At 51.9% G+C, this 22,753-nt stretch carries 19 protein-coding genes; 5 read left to right on the top strand and 14 right to left on the bottom strand.

The features are described 5' to 3' along the window. Positions 1–19 precede the first annotated feature (19 nt). The 3 genes from B3Z49_RS21585 to B3Z49_RS21575 form a co-directional block, all read right to left on the bottom strand. Positions 20–823, bottom strand: coding sequence for a transglutaminase-like domain-containing protein (locus tag B3Z49_RS21585; RefSeq protein ID WP_197145680.1), 804 nt, complete (start codon positions 821–823; stop codon positions 20–22). Positions 824–878: 55 nt separating this feature from the next. Beyond that, positions 879–1,214 carry a hypothetical protein gene (locus tag B3Z49_RS21580; protein ID WP_296994821.1) on the bottom strand — a complete coding sequence of 112 codons (336 nt, stop codon included), beginning with the start codon at positions 1,212–1,214 and terminating at the stop codon, positions 879–881. 185 nt (positions 1,215–1,399) lie between these two features. Further along, the gene (locus B3Z49_RS21575; protein WP_296994818.1) at positions 1,400–1,891 is read right to left on the bottom strand and encodes a hypothetical protein; all 492 of its coding nucleotides are present in this window, start codon (positions 1,889–1,891) and stop codon (positions 1,400–1,402) included. A gap of 428 nt (positions 1,892–2,319) precedes the next feature. Between B3Z49_RS21575 and B3Z49_RS21570 the strand changes: the two genes are divergently transcribed. Beyond that, positions 2,320–2,595, top strand: a complete 276-nt coding sequence (locus tag B3Z49_RS21570; RefSeq protein ID WP_296994815.1) for a hypothetical protein — start codon at positions 2,320–2,322, stop codon at positions 2,593–2,595. 206 nt (positions 2,596–2,801) lie between these two features. On the opposite strand, the gene B3Z49_RS21565 is transcribed toward B3Z49_RS21570, so the two are convergent. After that, a complete protein-coding gene (locus B3Z49_RS21565) occupies positions 2,802–3,554 on the bottom strand; it encodes an aspartate/glutamate racemase family protein (RefSeq protein ID WP_296994812.1) in 753 nt (250 codons plus the stop codon). Beyond that, on the bottom strand, positions 3,551–4,036 hold the full coding sequence (locus tag B3Z49_RS21560) for an Lrp/AsnC family transcriptional regulator (RefSeq protein WP_296994809.1): 486 nt from the start codon (positions 4,034–4,036) through the stop codon (positions 3,551–3,553). The genes B3Z49_RS21565 and B3Z49_RS21560 overlap by 4 nt, the downstream gene beginning before the upstream one ends. A gap of 159 nt (positions 4,037–4,195) precedes the next feature. On the opposite strand from B3Z49_RS21560, the gene B3Z49_RS21555 reads away from it, so the two are divergent. Beyond that, positions 4,196–5,089, top strand: a complete 894-nt coding sequence (locus tag B3Z49_RS21555; RefSeq protein ID WP_296994807.1) for a LysR substrate-binding domain-containing protein — start codon at positions 4,196–4,198, stop codon at positions 5,087–5,089. A gap of 31 nt (positions 5,090–5,120) precedes the next feature. On the opposite strand, the gene B3Z49_RS21550 is transcribed toward B3Z49_RS21555, so the two are convergent. From B3Z49_RS21550 to B3Z49_RS21525, 6 genes are all read right to left on the bottom strand, one after another. Beyond that, entirely contained in the window at positions 5,121–6,422 is a 1,302-nt protein-coding gene (locus B3Z49_RS21550; protein ID WP_296994804.1) for a TRAP transporter large permease, read from the bottom strand. Beyond that, complete coding sequence (locus B3Z49_RS21545) at positions 6,419–6,958, bottom strand: TRAP transporter small permease subunit (protein WP_296994801.1); 540 nt, start codon at positions 6,956–6,958, stop codon at positions 6,419–6,421. The genes B3Z49_RS21550 and B3Z49_RS21545 overlap by 4 nt, the downstream gene beginning before the upstream one ends. 60 nt (positions 6,959–7,018) lie before the next feature. Beyond that, positions 7,019–7,990, bottom strand: coding sequence for a TRAP transporter substrate-binding protein (locus tag B3Z49_RS21540; RefSeq protein WP_296994797.1), 972 nt, complete (start codon positions 7,988–7,990; stop codon positions 7,019–7,021). Positions 7,991–8,030: 40 nt separating this feature from the next. After that, positions 8,031–9,287, bottom strand: a complete 1,257-nt coding sequence (locus tag B3Z49_RS21535; protein WP_296994793.1) for an NAD(P)/FAD-dependent oxidoreductase — start codon at positions 9,285–9,287, stop codon at positions 8,031–8,033. 195 nt (positions 9,288–9,482) lie between these two features. Then, positions 9,483–11,237, bottom strand: coding sequence for a thiamine pyrophosphate-binding protein (locus tag B3Z49_RS21530; protein ID WP_296994790.1), 1,755 nt, complete (start codon positions 11,235–11,237; stop codon positions 9,483–9,485). Positions 11,238–11,763: 526 nt separating this feature from the next. Continuing rightward, the gene (locus tag B3Z49_RS21525) at positions 11,764–16,683 is read right to left on the bottom strand and encodes a cadherin-like domain-containing protein (protein WP_296994787.1); all 4,920 of its coding nucleotides are present in this window, start codon (positions 16,681–16,683) and stop codon (positions 11,764–11,766) included. A 486-nt stretch (positions 16,684–17,169) separates the two neighbouring features. Here B3Z49_RS21525 and B3Z49_RS21520 point away from each other — a divergent pair, with 486 nt between their 5' ends. Continuing rightward, positions 17,170–17,472, top strand: coding sequence for an FCD domain-containing protein (locus tag B3Z49_RS21520; RefSeq protein ID WP_349676409.1), 303 nt, complete (start codon positions 17,170–17,172; stop codon positions 17,470–17,472). Positions 17,473–17,980: 508 nt separating this feature from the next. Here the strand turns inward: B3Z49_RS21520 and B3Z49_RS21515 are convergent. The 3 genes from B3Z49_RS21515 to B3Z49_RS21505 form a co-directional block, all read right to left on the bottom strand. Then, on the bottom strand, positions 17,981–18,955 hold the full coding sequence (locus B3Z49_RS21515; protein ID WP_296994785.1) for a LysR family transcriptional regulator: 975 nt from the start codon (positions 18,953–18,955) through the stop codon (positions 17,981–17,983). 114 nt (positions 18,956–19,069) lie between these two features. Further along, positions 19,070–20,005, bottom strand: a complete 936-nt coding sequence (locus tag B3Z49_RS21510) for a pirin family protein (protein WP_296994782.1) — start codon at positions 20,003–20,005, stop codon at positions 19,070–19,072. 205 nt (positions 20,006–20,210) lie between these two features. Continuing rightward, positions 20,211–21,098: a LysR family transcriptional regulator gene (locus B3Z49_RS21505; protein ID WP_296994780.1), complete on the bottom strand. Its 888-nt coding sequence runs from the start codon at positions 21,096–21,098 to the stop codon at positions 20,211–20,213. A 145-nt stretch (positions 21,099–21,243) separates the two neighbouring features. Here B3Z49_RS21505 and B3Z49_RS21500 point away from each other — a divergent pair, with 145 nt between their 5' ends. Together B3Z49_RS21500 and B3Z49_RS21495 are read left to right on the top strand one after the other, a co-directional pair. After that, a complete protein-coding gene (locus B3Z49_RS21500) occupies positions 21,244–21,888 on the top strand; it encodes a hydrolase (RefSeq protein WP_296994778.1) in 645 nt (214 codons plus the stop codon). Positions 21,889–22,066: 178 nt separating this feature from the next. Further along, positions 22,067–22,702: a LysE family translocator gene (locus B3Z49_RS21495; protein ID WP_296994775.1), complete on the top strand. Its 636-nt coding sequence runs from the start codon at positions 22,067–22,069 to the stop codon at positions 22,700–22,702. The last annotated feature ends 51 nt before the right edge of the window (positions 22,703–22,753 follow it).

Below are 22,753 nucleotides of genomic sequence, written 5' to 3'. Positions count from 1 at the left end.
AACCCATCATGAAAAAGCATCACAATTCTTCCGTCCAAACGCGGAAGTCTCGCAAAATGCTTTCGCCAAAGGTTTGCAACAATGGCACATCGGCCGCATCCCGTCCTCTGGCGATCAATACACGACCGACCCGCGGGGAATTGTTTCTGGGATCGAACACCCACCATCGGCCAGAGAGGTAAACCTCCATCCATGCTGCAAAATCGCCGCTCGGATGGGGCAACGGTTCGCCGATATCACTGAGATATCCGGTGCAGTAACGCGCCGGAATATTCATACAGCGACACAGTGCGATGGCAAGATGCGTGAAATCCCGGCAAACGCCACGTCGCTCCTTAAGCGCCTCTGATGCTGTCCGGGTCGCGCGTGCATCAAGATATCCAAACGTAATGTGATCGTAGACAAAATCACAAATCGCCTGGACTCTTTCCGAACCCGGCGGTGTGCGTTCAAAAAGTCGCCACGCTTCGTTTGACAGCAGGTCCGTATCGCAATAGCGACTGCCAAGAAGGTAAATGATCGTATCAGACGGCAAATCCTCGACCGCATGCTGTTTGGCATCCCGGCATGGCTCATCCTCAGTCCCGTCGTCGAAGATAACGCCGTCTGATTGCAAGACGAATTTACCGACCGGCGCAGTCCAACGCGTACAGATGTTGCCAAACCCGTCGACATAACGTGTTTGCGCCAGTTCCGGTACTGTCTGCAGGCGGTCGTCGCCCTCAAGATCATGAACGCGGGAGTGATGAACATTTAGCAGCGCGATCATTGGTGTGATTTGCTGCAATTGATACTGGAAATAATATCCGATGCTTAAACGCATTTAATCTGTCCTGACCGAGTTGAGTGGGACAATGCAACAGCCGTGCAAAGCGCCCTCAAGATAGTGAGAGCTTCGCAAGGGCCTCGGCTGCAAGGGCATGCTCGCGGTCGTGATAGTGCCCGCGAAAAACGCCATCCACACTGATTTCCCAGATGTTGTTCTTTTTGATCAATTGCACACGATCAACCCGGCCGCCGCGCTCGATACGCTGTGCATAGGGTGCATGGACAAAGTCGACACCGCCCTGCTGCCTGACCGACGTGCTCTTGTTCAGCGTGGATTTGTCACGATCGGTCAGACCTTTCGCCTCAAGCAACATCACAGCGCGAATGAAATCTTCGGCATATTCGTCTGTTTCTTTGTAGCGATGCTCATGAGGCGCCCGCGACATCGGCACAACAAACCTGTCTTGCAGATGCTCAACAAATCGCGGATCACTTCGCGACATGTAGGCGATAAGCGATTGCAAAATCCTCTCATGGGCAAGAACCCGCCGCTCCAAGGATGTTGCCTCAGGCGGCAAAGGAGAAGTCGTCCTCTCGTCTGACACTATCTTTGTCTCCTTGGGTTTTGCAATTATGACAACTCCGGCTCAAGCGCTTTGACGCAAGCCTGTGCAAGATCGCGGTTTGGAATTTCAGTGCCTGGCATCGTTGCCCAGCCTGCTTCCATCAGGGCTTCTCTTTGCTGATAACTTGACACCCCCCGGATCGTTTCGAGTTTTGCCGCACGATTTAAATCCGCACTCGCCTTGGCAACACAAACAGGCACCAACGCGGCGATCACTTTGTCATCGGACATTGTCTCTGACATCTGACGCGCGTCACCGCCCGTCACCCAGCCGCCCCAGGTAAAGCCGACAACCGTTGCCAAAGCCGCACCGGAAACCGCACCAAGAACATAAGGCTTCAACCAATCGGGATAGTTCATAATCTTGTCCTCCAAAAGGGCAGATAAAGGGCTAAAATGTCTGGATTGTTTCGCGCAAAGAGGGCTTGATAAAACACCGCTCTTTGCTTTTCGAAGCACGCATAACGACGCGAACGAACATGCGTCTCGAATTTTCAAATGATTGGAAAATTGCGGATTGATACAGCGATCAAATCGGCGCCTGCCAGCAACCCGCAGGCAGAGACCGGCCTTGATGTTAATCCAAGCTGACCGGTTACGAGATGCGATCCAACATCGCAGAACATTTAATGAAGACTACTCTTTTACACCGATTGTGTGCCTGCGAAGCTAACCTCGGTTAGTTTTGGCAAAATGGTCCGTCTGCAATTGAAAGAAATCCGTTCAGATGCGAGATCGATTTTGGCAAAGGCGAGCAGCCATTCTATCCGTGCGCTAAATAGCGTCATGAACGCTCAACTAATCCACATTAGCTCCGCCCCGCATGGGTTGATCTATAATGTCAACCACATGGCATTTCGCCAGGGCGGTTAAATCAGGCTTCTTGCCAAAGATCGAACACCGACATTTGCATGGATTGGTCTATCATGATGGAAAACTATCCAAACGGCCTCGACACGCGATACGACAGGTTTCTGCAAACAAGGATCGGTGCAGGTTTGAACGGAACGCCTGTGACGACACTTTCAATGTTGGCCAGACTTGGACTGGATCCATGGCAAGTCGCACGCGAGCTCAGCGCGATGTCAAAAGAAACCGCTTGGGCAAAACTTGAAAAAGTAATGATCAGTTTCGCAGACCTGACGCACTCACCTAAAAATCGTCAGAACATTGTGACAGGCTTGATCGCGTCCTTGCACTAAACGACATGATCCGGTCCTACGGCACAAATTCTGTGACCGGCATGTTTTTCGAAGGCTGCGATATCAGACTGATTTTTGCGCGAAGATTGAGAGCGATGGAGCAGTGGTTACGTTCTGTAATCACTTGTTAGATGCCACAGAAGATGACAAAAACCTGCAGAATTGACAGAAAAGCTGACAATTTTCTCATCGCATCAAAGTTTCGCCTAGCAATCACCGTCGAATGCACGCATACGTCCAGATTGGTGTAGCATTTCGATAAGGTGGGTTATGCCGAACACGGGCAAGCCTATCGACTTTTGAACTGCGCGGGCATAAGGGGGTAGATTGGTGCATTCAAACAGGACAGCGCCCAGTTCGGGGTTATCCTGTTTGAGCTTTTTGCACTGTGTAACAACCTCCTGTTCGATCAGGTTGATATCGAACCCAGAGGTTCCGCTTGCTGGGAGCCCCAAAATTGCAGAGCGGAAGTTCGGGCAGTCCTCCAGACCACACAACGCAATTCGGTCATGTGAAACACTCTCACCAATCATCAGGTGGCGCTTTGACAAAACGCTGGCATTAGCTGTAACCACTCCGACCTTGCGCGTACCGATCATGTTTAAAATCATCGGAAGCAGAAGCAAGCTTGAGGTCGCCACTGGGATTGATACCGCGGCGGAGAGCTCTTCCTGAACCACTGAAAGAAATCCGCAACTGGTTGCGATCGCGGAAACGCCTTCGCGTTCAAGTTCTTGAGCAGCCTCGATGAAATGAGGCAGCAACACACGCGCTTTATCCGCACCGGTTACAACAGTGCCCTGGGTTGCTTGGGTCACGATCTTATAGCGTACCGGAAAGTCAAATGTTCTGGCGTTTGCTATGTCACCATGAACACGTGGAAACGTCGTGTTCAACACCAGAACGCCAATGCTTTCGCCGTATACCGCTCGCCCTTGGAGCAAATATCCATCTGTCAATTCTGCCCTCCGACAACCGCTAGCGTACTGGCATTACGCACTGTTGCACCGATGCTGTCCTTTTCAAACTTGCTTGCCAGCATCACGCTGGATTCCACCCGCTCAACAGAAGGTAAAAGCGCAATTTCGTCAAGCAGCGCATCGAGATCTTCTAAGTGACTGAATTCGGCCCAGCACACCAGATCGCAAGTCCCGCTTGTCGAGAAGCAACTCCGGACTTCCGGAAAGCTTTCCAATACATTCAAAAGATGCGAGGAGCGTTTCTGCGTTGTATTGAGATATATAAGCGCCCGAGTATTTTCCGTGTCATCGGTTTTGCGCACAATCGCCGAATAGCCAAGAATAATGCCTTTGCGCTCAAGCCGCGAAATCCGTTCGTGAATTGTTGAACGGGCGAGCCCAGCACGTTTTGCAAGTTCGGTTGCAGGCATCCGGGCGTTTGTTTCCAAAAGCGCAACCAGTTGCCGGTCAACATTGTCCAAAGACCTGTACATAATTCCCACTAAGCCTCACAGATGCGTTCATTGTGATCATTTTTTGATTTTGAAAGATTTTTGCACATCGCGCGGGCACTGAAAAATGTGTAAAAATGATCTCATCATGACTAAAAGTCATGATGCCACATTTACGCTAGGTTCCTTATGCGCCGATTTCTTCCGACATTATCCACGCTTCAGGCCTTCGAATCCGCTGCCAGACAGCTCAGTTTCACCAAGGCTGCGGATGATCTTGGCATCACCCAAAGTGCCATAAGCCGTCAGATCAAAAACCTGGAAGAATTTTTGGGAATACAGTTATTTGAACGCTATGGCTCGCGGGTTGTCCTGACGGATTCCGGCAAGGCCTATGCCGAAACCATCCACACTGCCATCGACAAGCTTGAAATCGCATCCATCGATATCGTGCGGGGCAGGCGCGCAGAAGATGCCCTGAAAATCGGGACATTGCCGACATTCGGCTCTCGCTGGCTGACCCGCTATATAGATGCCTTCAGCCGTAATTTTCCGAACGAACATCTGGAATTCACGCGTACCTATAATGATGTGGATTTCAGCAACACCAATATGGATATCGCAATCCTGCGCGGCGACGGCAGTTGGCCCGCCGCCAAATCCTATCCGCTATTTGCCGAAAAGATCGCTGTGGTGTCGTCCCCCGGGCTCATCGCCCCCGGAACCCGACTGGATCAAACAGGCTTTGCAAACTATCGGCTGCTGCAAAATGCCAGCCGGTCAAGCCTGTGGCTGAAATGGCTGCGCGCTTCTGACATCAATTATCGCGGCACCCTTCAGGGGCCACGATTTGATAATACCGGAATGCTGATCAATGCCGCGATTGCCGGTTATGGACTGGCGGTAATTCCGGTTTGCCTGATCGAAAACGAACTCTCCGAGGGCAAGCTCCATACCCCCTTTGGCGCGCCCGTGCCATCCGGCGAAAGCTATTTTGTGGTTTATCCCGAACGCAAAGCCCATTCCATCGCGGTCAAACGGTTCCGTGACTGGGTATTGCAGCTTGCCAAACAAGTGGGGTAGCCCCCGATCGGAAACCGGGGGCTAAGCTGCATCAATTCTGTAATGCCTTCGGAAGCCAGGTCGCAATTTCCGGGAACGCGACAAGCACCAGCACGAATGCACACATCACAAGGAACATCGGCACGGACGCCCGGGCGATGAAGCCTATTCCCTTGCCGGTCATCGCCTGAAGCATAAACAGGTTAAAGCCGATCGGCGGCGTGATCTGCGCCATTTCAACAACGATCATCAGATACACGCCAAACCACAGCATGTCGAAACCCGCCGCCCTGACCATCGGCTCGATCACGGCCATCGTCAAAACAATCGACGACAATCCGTCCAGAAAACAGCCAAGGAATATGTAAAAGACCGTCAGGAAAATGATCAGCGTAAACGGCGAAAGCTCCAGCCCCGAAATATGATTGGCCAAAGCAGCCGGAATACCGGTAAAGCCCATCGTCAGCGACAGAAACCCTGCCCCCATCAGGATCAGCATGATCATGCAGGTCGTTTGAACGGACTGCATGACACTCTCTGAAAAACTCTTCCAGGTCAGGCTTTTTTGCACAAGCGACAGAACCAGCGATCCCAGAACGCCAAGTGCCGCGGCCTCGGTCGCTGTCGCAAAGCCGGAATAGATCGATCCGATCACCGCACCAATCAGACACAGCACCGGCAACAGATCAATCAGGTTCCGAAAAAGGCTGCCTTCCGACTTTTCATTCTCGATCTCGGCAACCTTTTTCGCATTCAGCTTGGACCAGACAACCACATAAAGGCTGAAACATACCGCAAGCAAAATACCCGGGACCATTGCCGCGATGAACAGGCTGGAAATGCTTTCGTTCACGGTCACGCCATAAACAATCATCGAAATGGATGGCGGTATCAAAAGACCAAGCGTCCCGGCCCCGGACAGGGTGCCGATGATCATTTTTTCGGGATATTTACGTCTACGCAGTTCCGGAATGGCCATTTTGCCGACGGTGGCAACCGTTGCGGCAGACGACCCTGAAATCGCGGCAAATACGGCAGACGCACCGATATTGACATGCAACAGCCCGCCGGGCAAACGACCAAGAAAGGGCGAAAGCCCCCTGAACAATGTTTCGCTCAGCGACGTTCGAAACAGGATTTCCCCCATCCAGACAAACAGCGGCAGCGCCGTCAGGGTCCATGAAGATTGCCCCGCCCAGATGTTGATCGCCATCGAATCCCCGACCGGGGCCGATGTGAAAATCATCATGCCGATCACGGCCGTTCCAAGAAGAGCGGCACCAACCCAGACCCCCATGCCCAGCATAAGGAACAGTGATGCCAGAAAGACAATTATCGAGATGGTTTCAATCATAGCTCTTGCGGGCTTTCGTTAGATGAGGTCCCCGACAGCTCGCTCTGCGGATTACGGCCTTCGATCAAAGCCTGAAAAAGGCTATGCACCGCGGCCAGCGCAAACAGGCATGAACCGGCGGCAACAAAAGACTGCGGGATCCAAAGCAACATGCCATCAGCACCCTGGCTACGATCCTGAAACTCATGGCTAAGCAGGGTCATCTGAACCATGTACCAGGCTGTAAAGCAGGTAATCACCGCCAGAACAATCAGACACAGGATTTCAAGAAAATGACGCCCGCCACCGTTTAGTTTTTCGGCAAACAGCGAAATGCGGATATGGCGTTTCGCACGAAGGGTATAGGCCAATGCGGTAAACGTTCCCGTTGCCATTACATACCCGGCAACATCCGATGCCCCCCCGGCATAAAGCCCCAGCGATCGGGCAAATGTGCTGTATAAAACCAGACAGCATAACGCCACCAACAAAACACCCGCCGCAACGGCACCGGCCTTGTAGACCCTGTCTAGCGCCTTCGAAATCATGACAAACATGTCGATCTCCAAAGAGAAACCCTGCCGTTCCCGAAAGGAACGGCAGGTAATCATTCGGACTTACTGCGCACCATAGGCGTCAATAACAGCCTGCCCTTTCTCGCCGGCACGTTCCAGCCACTCCGCGCGCAGCTTCGCACCGACCTTTTCAAAGGCGGCGCGCAACTCCGGGCTCATTTCGGCGACCTGCATACCGTTCTTTTTGAACTCTTCGATATACCATGCATCAAGTTCTTCGGCTTTTGCCCAGCACTTGCTTTCTGCATTTGCCGCGGCACTTTCAAAGACAGCCTTGGTTGCATCATCCAGACCAGCCCAGGACTTGGCATTGGTAAACACCATGTTCCGCGGCAGCCAGGCTTTGACATCATAGTAATATTTCACATGTTCCCAAAGCTTCTGATCATAACCGGTCGAACCCGACGAAATCATCGATTCAGCCACCCCTGTGGCAAAGGCCTGCGGCAGTTCGGCTGCTTCGATTTTGGTCGGCACCATGCCAAGCTCTTCGGCAAAGGCAGAAGTCGTCGCGTTATACGCACGGAATTTCAGTCCCTTGATATCGTCCGGTGTTTTGGCTTCCACCGACGAATAGAACCCCTGTGGTGGCCACGGGCAGGAATACAGGAAGTGCAGACCTGCACCGTCCAGGGTTTCCTCAAGGGCCGGTTTCGATGACTGATAAAGTTTCATCGACGCGTCAAAACCCGTCGCAAGGAACGGGACCGAATCAACGCCATAGATCGGGTCTTCGTTCGCCAAAGCGGAAATCAGCCGCTCGCCGATCGGGATGATACCGCGACGGACCGATGTATAAATCTGATCCCCCGGGAACAGGGAACCACCCGGATGAGGGATCACTTCAATATCCGTACCGGCGGTGATTTCGGCGGCAAACTCGGCCGCGATTTCCGAATGATAGTTCGACGCCGAATAGGCAAGCGCCATATCCCAGGTTTCTGCATTTGCCGCGGAAACCACAAGCGGGAACGCAAGAACGATCCCGGTAATGACAGTATTCTTCAACTTCATAAAAGCCTCCGATGATAGATGTTGTTTTGTTTGTTTTTTATTATCTCAGGTAACGCTCCGCACAGAAGGGCTTTGCGTCGATTGGTGGTGATTGACCGGTCATCAGATCGGCAAGAACCCGGGCCGTACCGGGCCCGGTGCAAAAACCGATATGCTGATGACCAAAGGCAAGCCAAAGACCTTTTCTTTTCGGGGCGGCACCGATGATTGGCCTGCTATCAGGAAGCGTCGGGCGACGCCCCATCCACGGGCTGTTTTCAACCGGGCCGGACAATGGAAATGCCTCTTTGGCAGACGAAACAGCTTGCTCGAATTGATTAAGTTTTCCCGGTGCATCACACGCATCAAGCTCGACACCGGTTGTCAGTCGAAATCCCTGCTCCATGGGGGCAAGGACATATCCACCACTGGCATCACAGATCGGACGCTGCAAATGCCCGCCATTGGCTGATCTGAAATGCATGTGATACCCGCGCTCATACCCCATCGGAACATCAATACCGATGCTCTTTAAAATATGCGGGGTCCATGGACCGAGGGCGACGACCAAATCGTCACTGACAAAACTGTCACCGCCGTCCGCAATGACTTTCCAGCCCCCTGACGTAGTAGACAAGTCTGACAGCGACTGCACTGTCTTCTGAACAAACTTGCCGCCCTTGGCGAGGAACAGTTTGCCATAACCCGCCACCAGAGCACCTGGATTATCAATGCTTTTGGCATCCTTGATCCAGGTTGCTGCAGTAAAAATCCGGTTAAGCGACGGTTCGAGATCGGAAATCTGGTCCGCATTCAGAATTTCGGTATCAAGTTCGAAGTGATCGAAGATATCCCGCGCGAACTGAGAAGCCTCGAACCCTGACTGAGTGCGATATAAGAACATCCAGCCCTTTTCGCTGAGGCGCTGTTGCTCACCAGAAGCTGCAAGCAGGCGCATATGCTCTTGCATGGAAAGCGAGATCAACTGATCAAGGGCGGCAGCCGTTTCAAGAACTTTGCTCTGACGAGCATTCATCAAAAACCGGAATGTCCAGTTCAGGTTACGCATCAGAAACGGCAGATAATATCGCAGCGCCGTCGTGCGGTTTGACACAAACTTTGGCAGGTTCTTCCACAGCGTCGGATTGTTGATCGGCACCAGCGATGAACGGGTCCACACCCCGGCATTGCCATAGGATGTTTCCTCGCCGGGAAACTTGCGATCCATCAGTGTGACATCATAGCCCCGATCAAGAAGCTCCAACGCAGCTGAAACGCCGACAATACCTGCTCCCAAGACAACGACCTGACGCGCCATCTAGCCCCTCCAGTTTTGATTATTCTTCATTGCCGGACTGTCAAAGAAAAGGGACACAATGTCCGGTTTGAGGTGTGATTTCCGACGAAACGTCGGAATCAGATATCCATGACGTTCCCAAACGGGTTGCATGAGGGTTGGCGGATGCCCCCGACCCGCAAGGTCATCTGGGGGCACCCGCCGTGGCACAAACGACTACAGGTAGGGAACCCGCTTCGTTTGCAACTCGAGTGGATCTTCGCCCTTTTTGGTCAGCCACGAGTAAACCGGCGGCACACGATCAGCCAGTGACTCAACATGGATATCGATGAAGCATGGCCCCTGTTTGTGGGCGAATGCCTTTTCGAGGGCGACTTCAAGTTCTTCGGGGGTTTTGGCGGTCCAGGCTGTCATGTCAAATGCTTCGGCTATCGCCTGACCACGCGGCGGCAGGAAATCAACACTAAAGCACTGATTGTGGCCTTTGAGACGGTGCAACCCTTTAATCCAGCCAAAGATACCGTTATTGAACAGCAGCAGGATCGCGGGCACCTGCAAGCGCACAAGGGTCTCAAGTTCGCCGACCGTCATGCCAAATGAACCATCTCCGAACATTCCGATCGGACGGCGGCTTTCATCTGCACACCATGCCCCGACCGTTGCCGGCAAGGCAGAACCAAGTCCGCCAAACGCACGTGGAATGGCAAATCGCGTCTGTGGATCGTTGATTTTCAGGAAGCGGGTCATATAGGGGGTCGGTGTGCCGGCATCCGAATAAATCAGGGCAGGTTCACCGGAGTTTTCCAGCGCTTTGTTAAACTCTCGCACCACCCGCTCGGGACGCAACGGAGAGTCTTCCGCACTCATGTAGGGCTCGGCGCCCTCCCAGAACTGACGGCGCAGTTCGTTGAGATAATCAATCCACGACTTATGATCGCTCCCATCCCTGCCATCGGGGATCATCTCGACGAGTTGCTCGACAACCAGTTGGGCATCACCAATAACCGACAACACATTTTCATAGTTGTTGGCCATGATTTCGGGATTGATATCAATCTGGGCCAGACGCTTGTTCAGCGTCACCTTCGGGAAAGTCCAGCCAATGGTCACAACCGACCCGATCCGTGACCCGATGAACAGGGCGAAATCGGCTTCTTCCAGGGCACGGTTTGCATGGGGATGATAGCCGTTATCGCCGATAACGCCAACCGCCAGCTCATGATCATCGGGGATCGTGCCTTGGCCAGTCATCGTTGTGCACACCGGTATATTGAGCTTTTCGGCAAGCTTAAGAACAGCATTGCCCGCGCAGGCGCGGTTGACACCGCCACCCGATACAATCAACGGCTTTTCGGCCCTTTTCAACAGAGTGAGCAGTTCTTCAAGCTTGCCTGGTGCAGGCAAGGTCGCAAAGGATGGGAAGGTCTTGCATTCCTCTTCGACATGAAGGGATACCTTTGCCGGATCGACTTCGTGTTGCAGGATATCTTCCGGGATTTGCAGGTGAACCGCTCCGGGTTTTCCTGATGTCGCGACCCGAAATGCTCTCCGGATGATCTCGGGCAGCTTTTCGACCGACTTGACCTGAACCGACATTTTGGTGACTGGCTCAAACAATTTGGCGCAATCAAGTTCGGTCAGAACGCCTTTCCCTTCACCCGGGAGCGGAATGTCAATCGTCAAAAGAATGACGGGAACCGAGGACGCATTTGATTCAGCGACAGGTGGCAGCGAGTACATCGCCCCAGCGCCCGACGGGCATTCGAAAACCCCGGGCTTGTCGGTAAAGCGACCATAGGCATCGGCCATAAAACCGGCAGAACGCTCATCCCGGGCCATCACATGACGAATTTTCCCTTCACGCTCCTGAAGCGCTTCGTAAAACGGCACGTTTGTATCACCGGGAACACCAAAGACGGTCTCTACGCCGTAAGCGATCAGCATGTCAGCAAGGATATCTGAACCGCGCATGTGTCTTCCCTTTCGTTGCAAAAAGGCAGAATGGCGGTCTCATCCGTCCGGTAACAACAGACACCCTGTCGGCATTCACGTCAAACAACCGACGAAATGTCAGCAGCGTGCGTAACATCGAATATCGAGGTTCAATTTCGGATCAGAAACACAGATTGGAAATCAAGATATGGCGGCTTGGAACATCCCGCATGTCCCATGCCCCCCGAATTATGACAAACCCTTGGCGGCACCGACGCATATATGCGTCGGTCTCAGGCGGCATAAATTTTTCGGGAAAAGTTGTCAGGTGCCACAAAAGATGACATTCAACTTCCAGCAAAATCAATGCCTTAACATTTTTGATTGCCAGATAAGCTGTCATCGATTGTCACAAAAGGTGACAAAAATCTGCAGAATTGACAGAAAAGCTGACATTTTTCATTTTCCAGCGAAATGCTCAGATCAATCCCCTCTCATCAAATCTTTTGAAGAGACGGGATTGATCTGGTCTAAATGCGTACTAATGTCCTAGTCGGTAATATCGCTAGTTCTGCCAATTTGCGGCAATCACAGTTTGCACATTCGAGAACGCTTCACTGTTACGATCAATTGTATCTGCAATTACATCTCCGACGCCGAACACTGACATGGCATCAACCAAGGCCTGAACATTTGCTCCATCAAGCGATGCACCTGAACCAAGTTCGATGTAATTGACCAAATGGTTACCAGTTCCGTCAAACCAATCTGAGACCGTCAAATTGTCTTGGTGGCCAAGCAATTGGATCACCAGATCTTCACCATTTTGCAGGAACCATACATCTTCAGCATCCACCCCCGATGTCATCTCGATATGGTCGCTGTTGTCTGCGTCCAAAATTACATCTGCGTCGCCACCATTACCAAAGATGAATGTATCAGCGCTATCATCTCCTGACATCATATCATTTCCTATCGGCGTATCGTTTCGATACTGACCCCGTGTCGCCGTATCGCCGGTAAGCGAAGAGTTGACGTGGATCCTATTCAGGCTCGAAGCCGATCCATCTGCGTTGAGATAGGTAACATAGGCGCCACCATCTTCTGCAGGTTCAAGCCGCACAGACATTTCACCGCTAAACCGATCAAAGACCAACTCTTCACTTATCGGCTCTCCATTCGCATCGTAACGTTGCCCATAAACTTCATACTCCGCACCATCTTTGCGTATCATCACCGCAAAGATGCCGCCATCCTCTAATGCAACCATATCTGAAACCAAAAAATCTCTCGGCCCAACATCTCCGGTGTTAATGTCGATCGAAAAATCAAGCGTAATAGCGTTATCTGCATCGACGCTATAAACATGAAATTGGTTTCGAACAATCAAGGCCACTCGCCCATCAACAAGTAGAATCGGCGTTGCATCATAGTTTTCAACTGAGGAATTGCCTACAGGCTCTTGCCATACCGTTTCTGCATCCCCGAGAGCCTCTCCAGCGAGAGAAAATATTTGCGCTGTTACAGACCATTCATTCAGTGCCGACACTACAAACAGCATTAAACGCCCATCAGGCAGCTCAATGCCATTCGATTGATAGTCATGAGAAGATGAGGAAATTTTAAACCCATCCCCCATAGCGTTGCCGTCTGCGTCATAACGCTTCACCAGGATATCATAATCTATCAAGTTTTCCGGCCGCTTGTCGGAGAGCGTCAACAAGAACCCACCACCTCTTAGGGCAATGATTTCAGGGTCTCTTTGCGAATATTCACTGTATATTTGCGCAGGATCTTCACCAGTAGCAGTTTGCCAATCGCTCGTCATATTCCCCGACGCGTCATAAATCGAGAAAGTGACGATATCATTAGTCCTTCCAGCTACAACAAAACCACCATCGGCAAGACCTTCCACATGCAATTGCGTGAGAACTCGAGTTGTTTCTGAAAGAAGTGCAGCTTCCCTCTCGTAAGAGCCATCCGCTCGATAAATAGTGGCGTAAATACCTTCGTCACCAGATGAACGCCATACTGAAACTTCATTGCCATTCGCCAACTGCGCGACGTCCCAAAGATCAATGGTGGTGTCGACCGCTGTACTATTGATTTCTAATGGAACAACATCGACGATCACAGTTGCCCTATCCAGACCTCCGGCTCCATCGGAAACAGTGTAACTGAATGAAGCTCCGCCTGTGTATCCGGCGTTGGGCGTAAAAACGACATTCCCGTTCTCATCCAGCGATACCGCGCCATGTTCGCCAGCCTCGACCGACACAATCTCAAGCGTATCTCCGTCCGCATCCTGATCGTTGGAAAGAAGGTCTGATGCTGAGATCACTGTCGTTAAATCCGCAGTCACCTCTACCGCGTCGTCAGCCGCGACAGGAGCATGCTGTTCGTCTCGGAACTGCGCACGATCAACCGTTTCTCCGGTAACTTCCGGCTCAACATGGATCCGCGTGAGATGGGTACCGTTACTCAGGTAGACAACGTCAGCCCCGCCATCCGTCGAAGGCTCCAAACGCGCCATCGTCTCAGAGCCTACCGACAGCTCTCCGAATACAACTTCGTCACCGACAAGGTTGCCACTTGCATCATAGCGCTGACCAAAGACCTGATATTCATCCCCTTCCTCCCGGGTATAAAGGACAAACACGCCGCCATCAGCCAAGGCAACCAGATCAGAAATGGCACTGCCACCGAGTTCGCCAAACGATACTGTTACATCTTCAACGACACTGTTAGTGCCATCGACACTGTAAATGTGGAGTTCCCCACCAACCGTGAGCGCAATTCGCCCGTCATTAAGGCGGATCGGCGCAACGACAAAATCGTCAATCCCGGAGGTCGAGGAAGCGACGTCAAACGCTTCACCCAATGCTGAACCTTCTGCAGAGAAGACCTGACCCGTAACCTGCCAATTATTGGGAAGCCTGTGGACAGAAAACAGCATCAACCTACCATCGGCGAGCTCAATTCCATTCGCGTGAGTATCGCCATTAATTGGTGCATTTATTTCAAAGACATCACCTAACGCATTCCCATTTGCGTCATAACGGCGTCCCAAAGTGTCCCAGCGTGTAGAGGTGCCTCGATTTCCATGCATCACCAACGTAAAACCACCACCTTGCGTGGCGATGATATCAGGCACTCCATGCGGATAACTCTCGGAAATTACCGGCTGCCATGAACGCGAGAGCAGACCCTCATTATTATAGACGGCAAATACAACGCGATTGTTACTGTTTAATCCCGCAACAACAAAGCCACCATTGGCGAGGCCTTCGACCTTCAATTCCGCAAGATTGGTCGGATCACCTGGCAATCTGTAATGACTTTTGACAACGCTGCCGTCTCCGGCATAGATGTTTGATCCCGTCAGCCCCTCACCATTGTGCCAGATAACAACCTGACCACCGTTGGACAGCTGTGCCGTGTCCCAGACCTCGGAGGCATTCGGGGTGACATTGCCGCCCTCATCCTGGACTTCCGTAACAGAAACCTGCACCGTCGCGCTATCTGTTCCACCTTGTCCATCTGAGACCGTGTAACTAAAGGACGCATCGCCCGTGTAGCCATCTTCCGGCGTGAAGACCACATTCCCGTCCTCATCCAGCGCCACCGTGCCATGCGCGCCAGCCTCAACCGACACAATCTCAAGAGCATCACCATCAACGTCTTGATCATTGGCAAGAAGGTCTTCTGCTGAAATCACCGTCGGCGCATTCGCAGATACATCTACCGTGTCATCACCGGCAACGGGTGCTTCATTCCCCAGAAGCACATCGATAGATGCCGTTCCAGTGGTTTCCGCAGTGCCGTCAGAGACGACGAATTCGATCTGTACATCATCCTGAACATAACCCAGTTGGGGGACAAAGGTCCAAGTCCCGTCACCATTGTCATAGACCGACCCTGCTTCGGCAGCGATAGAGACGGAAACAACCGACAGAGCATCACCATCAATATCGCTGCTGTTTGCCAATAGCTCCGCTGCGGTAATGATACGGGTTTCGTCATCGTCAACCTCACCAAGGTCAACGCCTGCAACAACAGGACTGTCATTCGTTCCAACCACTGTGACTTCAACTGAAGCAATGGCTGTTTCGCCATGTTCATCACGGATCTGATAGCTGAAACTTTCGCTAACAACCTGCCCTTCGGCCAGTTCCTGAACAGCCTGACGCGCATTATCAAGAACATAGCTGTAGCTGCCATTCGCACCGATTGTGATCAGGCCATAAACACCATTGATCTGCTGCCCGACATACCCGGCCTCCCCATTTACGGAAATGACCTCAAGGGCATCGCCATCCACATCTGTATCGTTCGACAGAACATTGCCTGTAACCGGTGAGGTTGTCGTATCTTCGGTTGCCAGCACCACATCTTGAACGGCGACCGGACCATCATTGCGCCCTTCTATGACGATAACCGCAGAAGCCGGCACCGTCGCCGATCCATCGGTCACATTATAAGAAACGGTGATTGTTACGCTTTCGCCTTCCGTCAGGTAATTGAACTGGCCGGGATCAAAGGCCAGACCACCTGTTTCCGAGCTCAGGGAATAGGCCAGAGGACGTCCATCACTTACGCTGATCGACGCATTGTGAACATCAAGGTCATCCCCGTCGCTGTCGCTTGCGTTGGCGAGCAAATTGATAATCGTCGGTGCATCATCTTCAGAAAGAGCAGCACTGATGTCGGCTGAAATGACCGGGGCTGCGTTTTCCGGCGCGCTCAATGTCACGTTCACAGACGTCAGGACAACACCACCGTGTCCATCATCGATCTGCAGCAGGAAATTCTCAATAAAAGTATCGCCAGACGACAGATCGTCCAGTGAACCATCAGAAACGACATAGCTCCATTCAATCACCCCCGTGCCGTCACCTGTTGCGGACTGCACGATGTTGGCAACAAGCTCGCCTCTGTGTCCATATGGCGAAAAAACGGTCAGGGTATGAGAGTCTGTGAGGTCAAGATCATCGAACTCAACAGAACCCGTCGCAGTGTGCGTAGCCTCACCTTCCCCTTCTGAACCGTCAGCCAATGCGGTAATCGTTACATCAGGGGAGTGCGCGATGATTTCCGGCGCATCGTTTTTGCCAGTAACCGTAACAGTTACGTCCTGCGTAACTTCTTCGCCCTGATCATCTGTCAAATGCATGGTGAAGACCTCGGTTACGGTCTCACCTTCGCCAAGATGCTCTGTCGCCGCATCTGGAACAGAATATTGCCAAAGAACCGTCCCTGAGCCGTCACCCGTCGCCGGGTCAGCAACCATAGCGGTAAATCCGCCAATAGCCCCATCAGGACCTGTCACGGTGATACTGTGATACCGGTCAATGTCGACATCGGAAAAGGAAATGAGCCCCAACGCTGAATGGGTAATTTGCGACTCACCTGTGACGTTATCCATCAATTCATTGATGGCTCCGACAATCCCACCAGAACCCCAGTTCAAACTGCTCACTGACATCGACCATTCTCCGGTTAGCAAAGGAAATTTTACATCTCTGATATAAGAACCGTAATTGGTATCCTTTAGACAAAAACCGCCTCCGCCTTCCGGAAAAGCCATATCTATCAGAAGGATAAAAGATACTACGACCTGTAATTAAAGGAGAGTCAAGTTAACAATTAAAGATTGCATTTGAAGTTATGGCTATGCTTTAGGTTTATTATTAGTATAAATAAACACTCATAGGTATAGCGTGAGTTTCTGGCAAATAATAACCTCTAATACTCCTCGCTATGTCAAAATAGCCGGAGCTTAGCAGACCATTGCAATGGGAATTTCTGGTAGCTCCAAAACCACCACATCCCCATATCCCCTAACGTTCACGGAGGGACTCATCCCCGTACTTCATCACGGGCGAAAGCAAGAACTCGATGATACGACGTTTACCGGTTTTCACCTCAACCGACGCTGTAGCAACGAAATAAAGCGTCAGCACGGTAGTGACTGAAATGGGATGCTCGGTGCATAATATCATGTCGGTGCAAGACCAACGACTATCTGAGCATGTCCGCGTCCAATCGGGATTTCCATGTCGCAATCGCAACCGCCGGCGGAAACCCATACTTCAAGCAAGGCTATGCCCGCATGCTCGATGAAGGGCGACGTCTATTGCACATGCATTTTGACTACCTGTCGTCATCACCAGAAGAAGCTCTGCTGACATCAGAACATGCCGACATGATCGAAGCCATCCGCATCAAGGATACAGAAAAGGCCGATCAACTCGCACACGCCCATACCCGCTAGTTTCATGACCGTTTCATGCGATTCATTCAGGCAAAATATCTGGACGGGTTCGATTATTCGAAGAGCCTTCTGACGTAGCTCCAGCAAACGCAGTCACTGCAGGCCCCCGAACTATGACAGGCACTCGGGGAGGAACGGTGCATTAAAGTATGATGATTGGAATGAGGATAAAGGTTACCACGGGAAATAATCATATTATATGACTGTCAGGTGCCACAAAAGGTGAAATTCGACTTCTTGAAAAATCAGTTGGTTAGCATTTTCGATTGCCAGATAAGTTGTCATCGATTGTCACAAAAGATGACAAAAACCTGCATAATTGACAGAAAAGCTGACAATTTCAAACATACGGTTCGTCATACCCTCTAAATTGAGCGAAATGACAAACTGCCGTTGTGCCTCATGGCGTTTAGAGTAGGGAGCGTTTTTGCAGTTCGGCTCAATACTGCATAGATAAATTCTTATTCGTTTTGAGATGTAGTTCTACGCGTTAGTCAGAGCTCTGCTCTCAATTTTCAGCCCTCCCCCGAAGACACGGATTTTGTTCGAGATGCTCAATCAGCATTTCGGTAAGCACTTGGATTTTTCTCACAGGGTGCTGGCCGGGTGGTCGGACAACATACGCCGCGGCAGGCGGCGGAGGATACCCAGTCATAACTGTAATGAGGGCGCCCGACCTCAAATATTCACAGATCAAGCTGTCGGGAAGGTAGGCAATACCAAGCCCGGCTGTTGCCGCAGCGGTAAGAGCGATGCCGTTGTCGGATTTAAAGCGCCCCTGTGGCTGGACCGTGACGACCCTGTCACAATCCATAAATTTCCAGGACTCTGTTCCCTGCATTAGAGCCTGGTGCGCCATGACTTCCTTGGGCGTTTCTGGCGCTCCATGTGTCTCGATATAAGACGGGCTTGCGACCAGTTTCAAATAGACGGGCCCAATGCGTTTAGCGAGCAAATTGGAATTTTCAAGGTAGCCGACCCGGATCGCGCAATCAAAACCTTCGGCGATAAGGTCAACAATGCGGTCGCTATAGCAAGCATGTAGCTGAAGCTGGGGATAGCGTTGCGCCATCTTCGCAAGAACGGGGGCGAAGTGTGTTGGTCCCAATGAGAGCGGCATGGCAATTCTCAGGCGCCCTCGAAGATCCCCCGTGGGCATGATCGTATCCCTCGCAATTTCGATTTCGGCACTCACCTTTGCGGCGTGCTCACGAAATGCAACCCCGGATTCAGTGAGGGCAGCACCACGTGTTGTTCGAGCAAGAAGCTGAACACCAAGCGCTGCTTCAAGCCTAAAGAGCCTGCGACTGACAATTGATTTGGATACACCTAGCCGTCTTGCAGCGGGAGAAACTCCGCCCGCATCGGCAACCACGACGAATGTTTCTAAGTCTTCTATATTCAACTTGGCATTCTCTATTTCACGACACAGCAGCACGACACGGTATGTTGGTTTACTCCGCGCGAAACTGAGCGTATCCATCTCATAGATGTACAGCGGTTACTGGTTGTGATCTCAGAAAAAGACATTTCGAAATGAGTGCTAAAGCAACCCCGGACCGACTTGGCTGTCTTTGAGGTTTATCCTCGACGCCGCTCAATCAGGCATGGGGATGTACTCATCACGATCATTGATAGGCAGATCGAAACGTCCTTTGCCCCAGTTTGCTGCGCGCCATTCGACCTTGGCTTCTTCGATACGCTCTTTTGACGAGGCAACGAAGTTCCACCAAATGTACCGTGGACCCTCAAGGGTGGCGCCGCCGAGGATCATGATACGAGCACCTTTCTCACCAGCCGATACGGTGATTTTGTCTCCGGGGCGGAAAACCATCATTTGAGATGATTGATACTCCTGTCCGGCGATCAATATAGAACCTTCGACGATGTAGATGCCTCTGTCCTCGTGATTGTCGGGCAAAGGCAATCGACCTCCTGCTTCGATCATCACATCGGCGTAAAAGGTCTCGGAGAGCATTGTCGCAGGTGCAACCTTGCCATAGGCGTTGCCGAGAATAAGTCGAAGCTTGACGCCGGAATTCTCGATTATTGGCAGCGTCTCTTGATTATGGTGTTCGAATGTCGGGGCCATATCCTCGTACTGATCGGGTAGTGCGAGCCAAGTTTGTATTCCGAACAAACTGTTGGGCCCGGACCGGGCTTGCGCTGACGTACGCTCTGAGTGGGATACACCGCGCCCGGCAACCATCCAGTTCAACTCGCCGGGACGAATGATCTGGTCTGCCCCTGTACTATCCCGATGATGAAAATCACCGCGGAAAAGGTACGTGACTGTGCCAAGACCGATATGCGGGTGTGGTCTTACATCAACACCTCGGCCGGTCAGAAATTCTGCCGGTCCAGCTTGATCAAAGAAGATGAAGGGGCCGACCATCTGCCGCTTTGGTGCAGGCAAGGCGCGACGAACCTCAAAATCGCCAAGGTCTCTTGCACGCGGGACAATAAGTGTCTCAATCGCGTCAGTATCTACATCATCGGGGCAGCCCGGTTGCAATGCGGGGTTCCAACTCATACGCGCACTCCTTACTTGTCCTTAGCGCCCTTGCAGGCCGAGCAGGCAAAATTGCACTACCGATCAGAAAGATACTCCACACTGGCGGATGTTTTTTCGCTGCGCTAGTCACGCTATGCGCTTAACTGTGTCGCACGAAGTGGAATGTCTGCTCGGAATAAGACTGACCGAGATGACCGGGTTGGCGCTTGCTGGCTTGTTAGGGCTATTTTTCCCAGAGATGGGGATTGGCCTGAACATGCTCAATCAGCATTTCAGTTAGTATGCGCACCTTGCGGTCCGGGTAACTTCCCGGTGGTCGCACCACAAAGCCCCCTCCGGATTTTGGGGGATATTGTGGCATCACCGGAACGAGGGCTCCGGAAACCAAGTATTCGTGGGTAAGGCAATTGGGAAGACATCCAATGCCAAGACCTTCTGCCGCAGCGGCGGTCAGTGCTATGCCATTGTCCGACTTGAAACGCCCTTGCGGCTGCACTGTGACGATTTTGTCACCGTCCATCAAATGCCATGACTCCGTACCCTGTAAAACGGCTTGGTGAAGTACAATATCTTCGGGCGTTTCAGGTGCACCGTACATCTCGATGTACGAGGGGCTCGCAACGAGCTTGCCATGAATAGGTGCAAACCGCTTTGCAATCAGGTTGGAGTCAGGAAGGTGACCCAGCCGGATCGCGCAATCGAACCCCTCGGCAATAAGGTCTACGAAACGATCACTATAGCAGGCATTGATTTGAAGCTGGGGATGGCGTTGCGCCATTTTTGCAAGAACAGGGGAAAAGTGGGTCGGACCAAATGAAAGCGGCATGGCGATACGAAGCCGTCCGCAAAGCTCACCGGTTGGCAGCAGTGTGTCCTTCGCCAACTCTAATTCATCACGAATCCGCGCAGCATGTTCACGAAACGTCACTCCGGCCTCGGTAAGTGCAGCACCTCGGGTCGTGCGCGCCAGAAGCTGGACACCAAGCGCAGATTCCAGGCGTGAAAGTCTCCGACTGACGATTGATTTGGAGAGACCCAGTCGACGCGCGGCAGGAGAAATCCCCCCGGAGTCAGCAACTTCTACAAATGTTTCTAATTCTTCTATGTCCAATTTCGCGTTCCCTGTGCTGCGACACAGCATATCATATACGGGCACTAGTGTCTTATCCAGAGACCTGCGACTGTCATTTCACGGGGCGCAAAATACAATAATTCGAGCAATCAAGCCCTGTTTCGAATATCGAAAGGGACAGTCTATGCGCATTCGTAATGGCCTTGATTCGCTACTTCGCCCTGAAGACTCGGTACTTGTGCTGATCGACCACCAACCTTACCAGCTGGCAAACCTCAATAGCCACGATCCCCATATGGTGGTTAACAACACAGTCGGACTGGCAAAAGCTGCCAAGGCGTTTGGCGTACCGACCATCTTAACTTCCGTGATCGCACGTCAGGGCGGGAACATTTTCCCCCAGATTACCGATGTTTTTCCCGGACAGGAAATTATTGACCGTACTTTGATCAACACCTGGCAAGACCCAAAAGTGGTAGATGTCGTCAAGGAAACGGGCCGCAAGCAACTTGTTATAGCGGGTCTGTGGACCGAAGTCTGTGTTGCCATGCCAACCATTCAGGCCCTTGGCGAAGGGTGGGATGTCACGGTCGTAACCGATGCATGCGGCGGTGTTTCAGTCGAGGCACATGAAGTTGCTATCCAGCGGATGATCGCAGCAGGCGCGAATATGATGACATGGCTGGCTCTGGCCTCCGAGTGGCAACGCGACTGGGCGCGCGAAGAACATATTCCCGAACTTGCCGAGATACTTAAGCAACATGCCGGGGCGAGTGGTGTCGCATTCCAATGGGAACAGCAACTGCTTAACACGCCAGTCCCTGGCTAGGGATAAATAATGGACTGATCAGATTCCAGATGAACGCCTGAGGATTTGTCACGGCTCTTCATCACTTCTTGAGAGTCAGAATGGAAATGGCGCTCTGCTTTACAAAAAAGGCAGGAAAACTATTGGGTTACTTTAACCATTTCTGTTTCGTTGAACAAATTATTGTCTTGGGTGCGCAATGGAATTATCATCATATCTTGCTTTTATCTTGATCAGCGCAGCTCAAAGCGCGACGCCTGGTCCGTCGACATTGTTTCTCGTTAACAATGCTCTTGCCTTTGGGTGGCGTCGCGCATTGGGTGCACTGAGTGGCGATCTTGTCGCAATTGCACTGCTGGCGACACTTTCGGTGGTTGGCTTGGGTGCTTTACTCGAAGCGTATCCACTGATTTTTCTCAGCCTGCGCTTGCTTGGTGCGTTCTATGTCCTGTGGCTGGGGTGGACGTATCTCAGACCCGTCGTCCAACCGAAAGAGGCCGATGGGACTGCTGAGATAGCACGTGGACGCGACGGTTTGGCTCTCTGGTTTCACTCATTCGGTGTCGGGATCAGCAACCCAAAGGCCGTTCTGTTTTTTGCGGCATTGTTCCCGCAGTTTATTCCCGCCGAGAGCGGCCCAGCTGTTCTGGCACTTCTGGTTTTGACGTTTGTCGTTGCAAAGCTTGTTGTTCTGGGCGGTTACGCAATTGGTGCGCGGCACGTCGTAAGGATGTTTCAAAAACCGGAACATGCCCGGCGTGGGCGTGCGTTGACCGGCGTAATCTTTGTCGTTTTTGGCGTGCTGATGATCGTGTCTGCGATCCCAACTTCCTAGTCCCCGGCCCTTCCCCCTGCGCTTGTTGCATGCAGGCAATGTCGTTTTATC

This window comes from Thalassospira sp. UBA1131, assembly GCF_002311515.1.
In the GTDB taxonomy this organism is placed as follows: domain Bacteria; phylum Pseudomonadota; class Alphaproteobacteria; order Rhodospirillales; family Thalassospiraceae; genus Thalassospira.
Note: the sequence above shows the minus strand (reverse complement) of the source record. Positions and strands in the feature narration are given on the sequence as shown.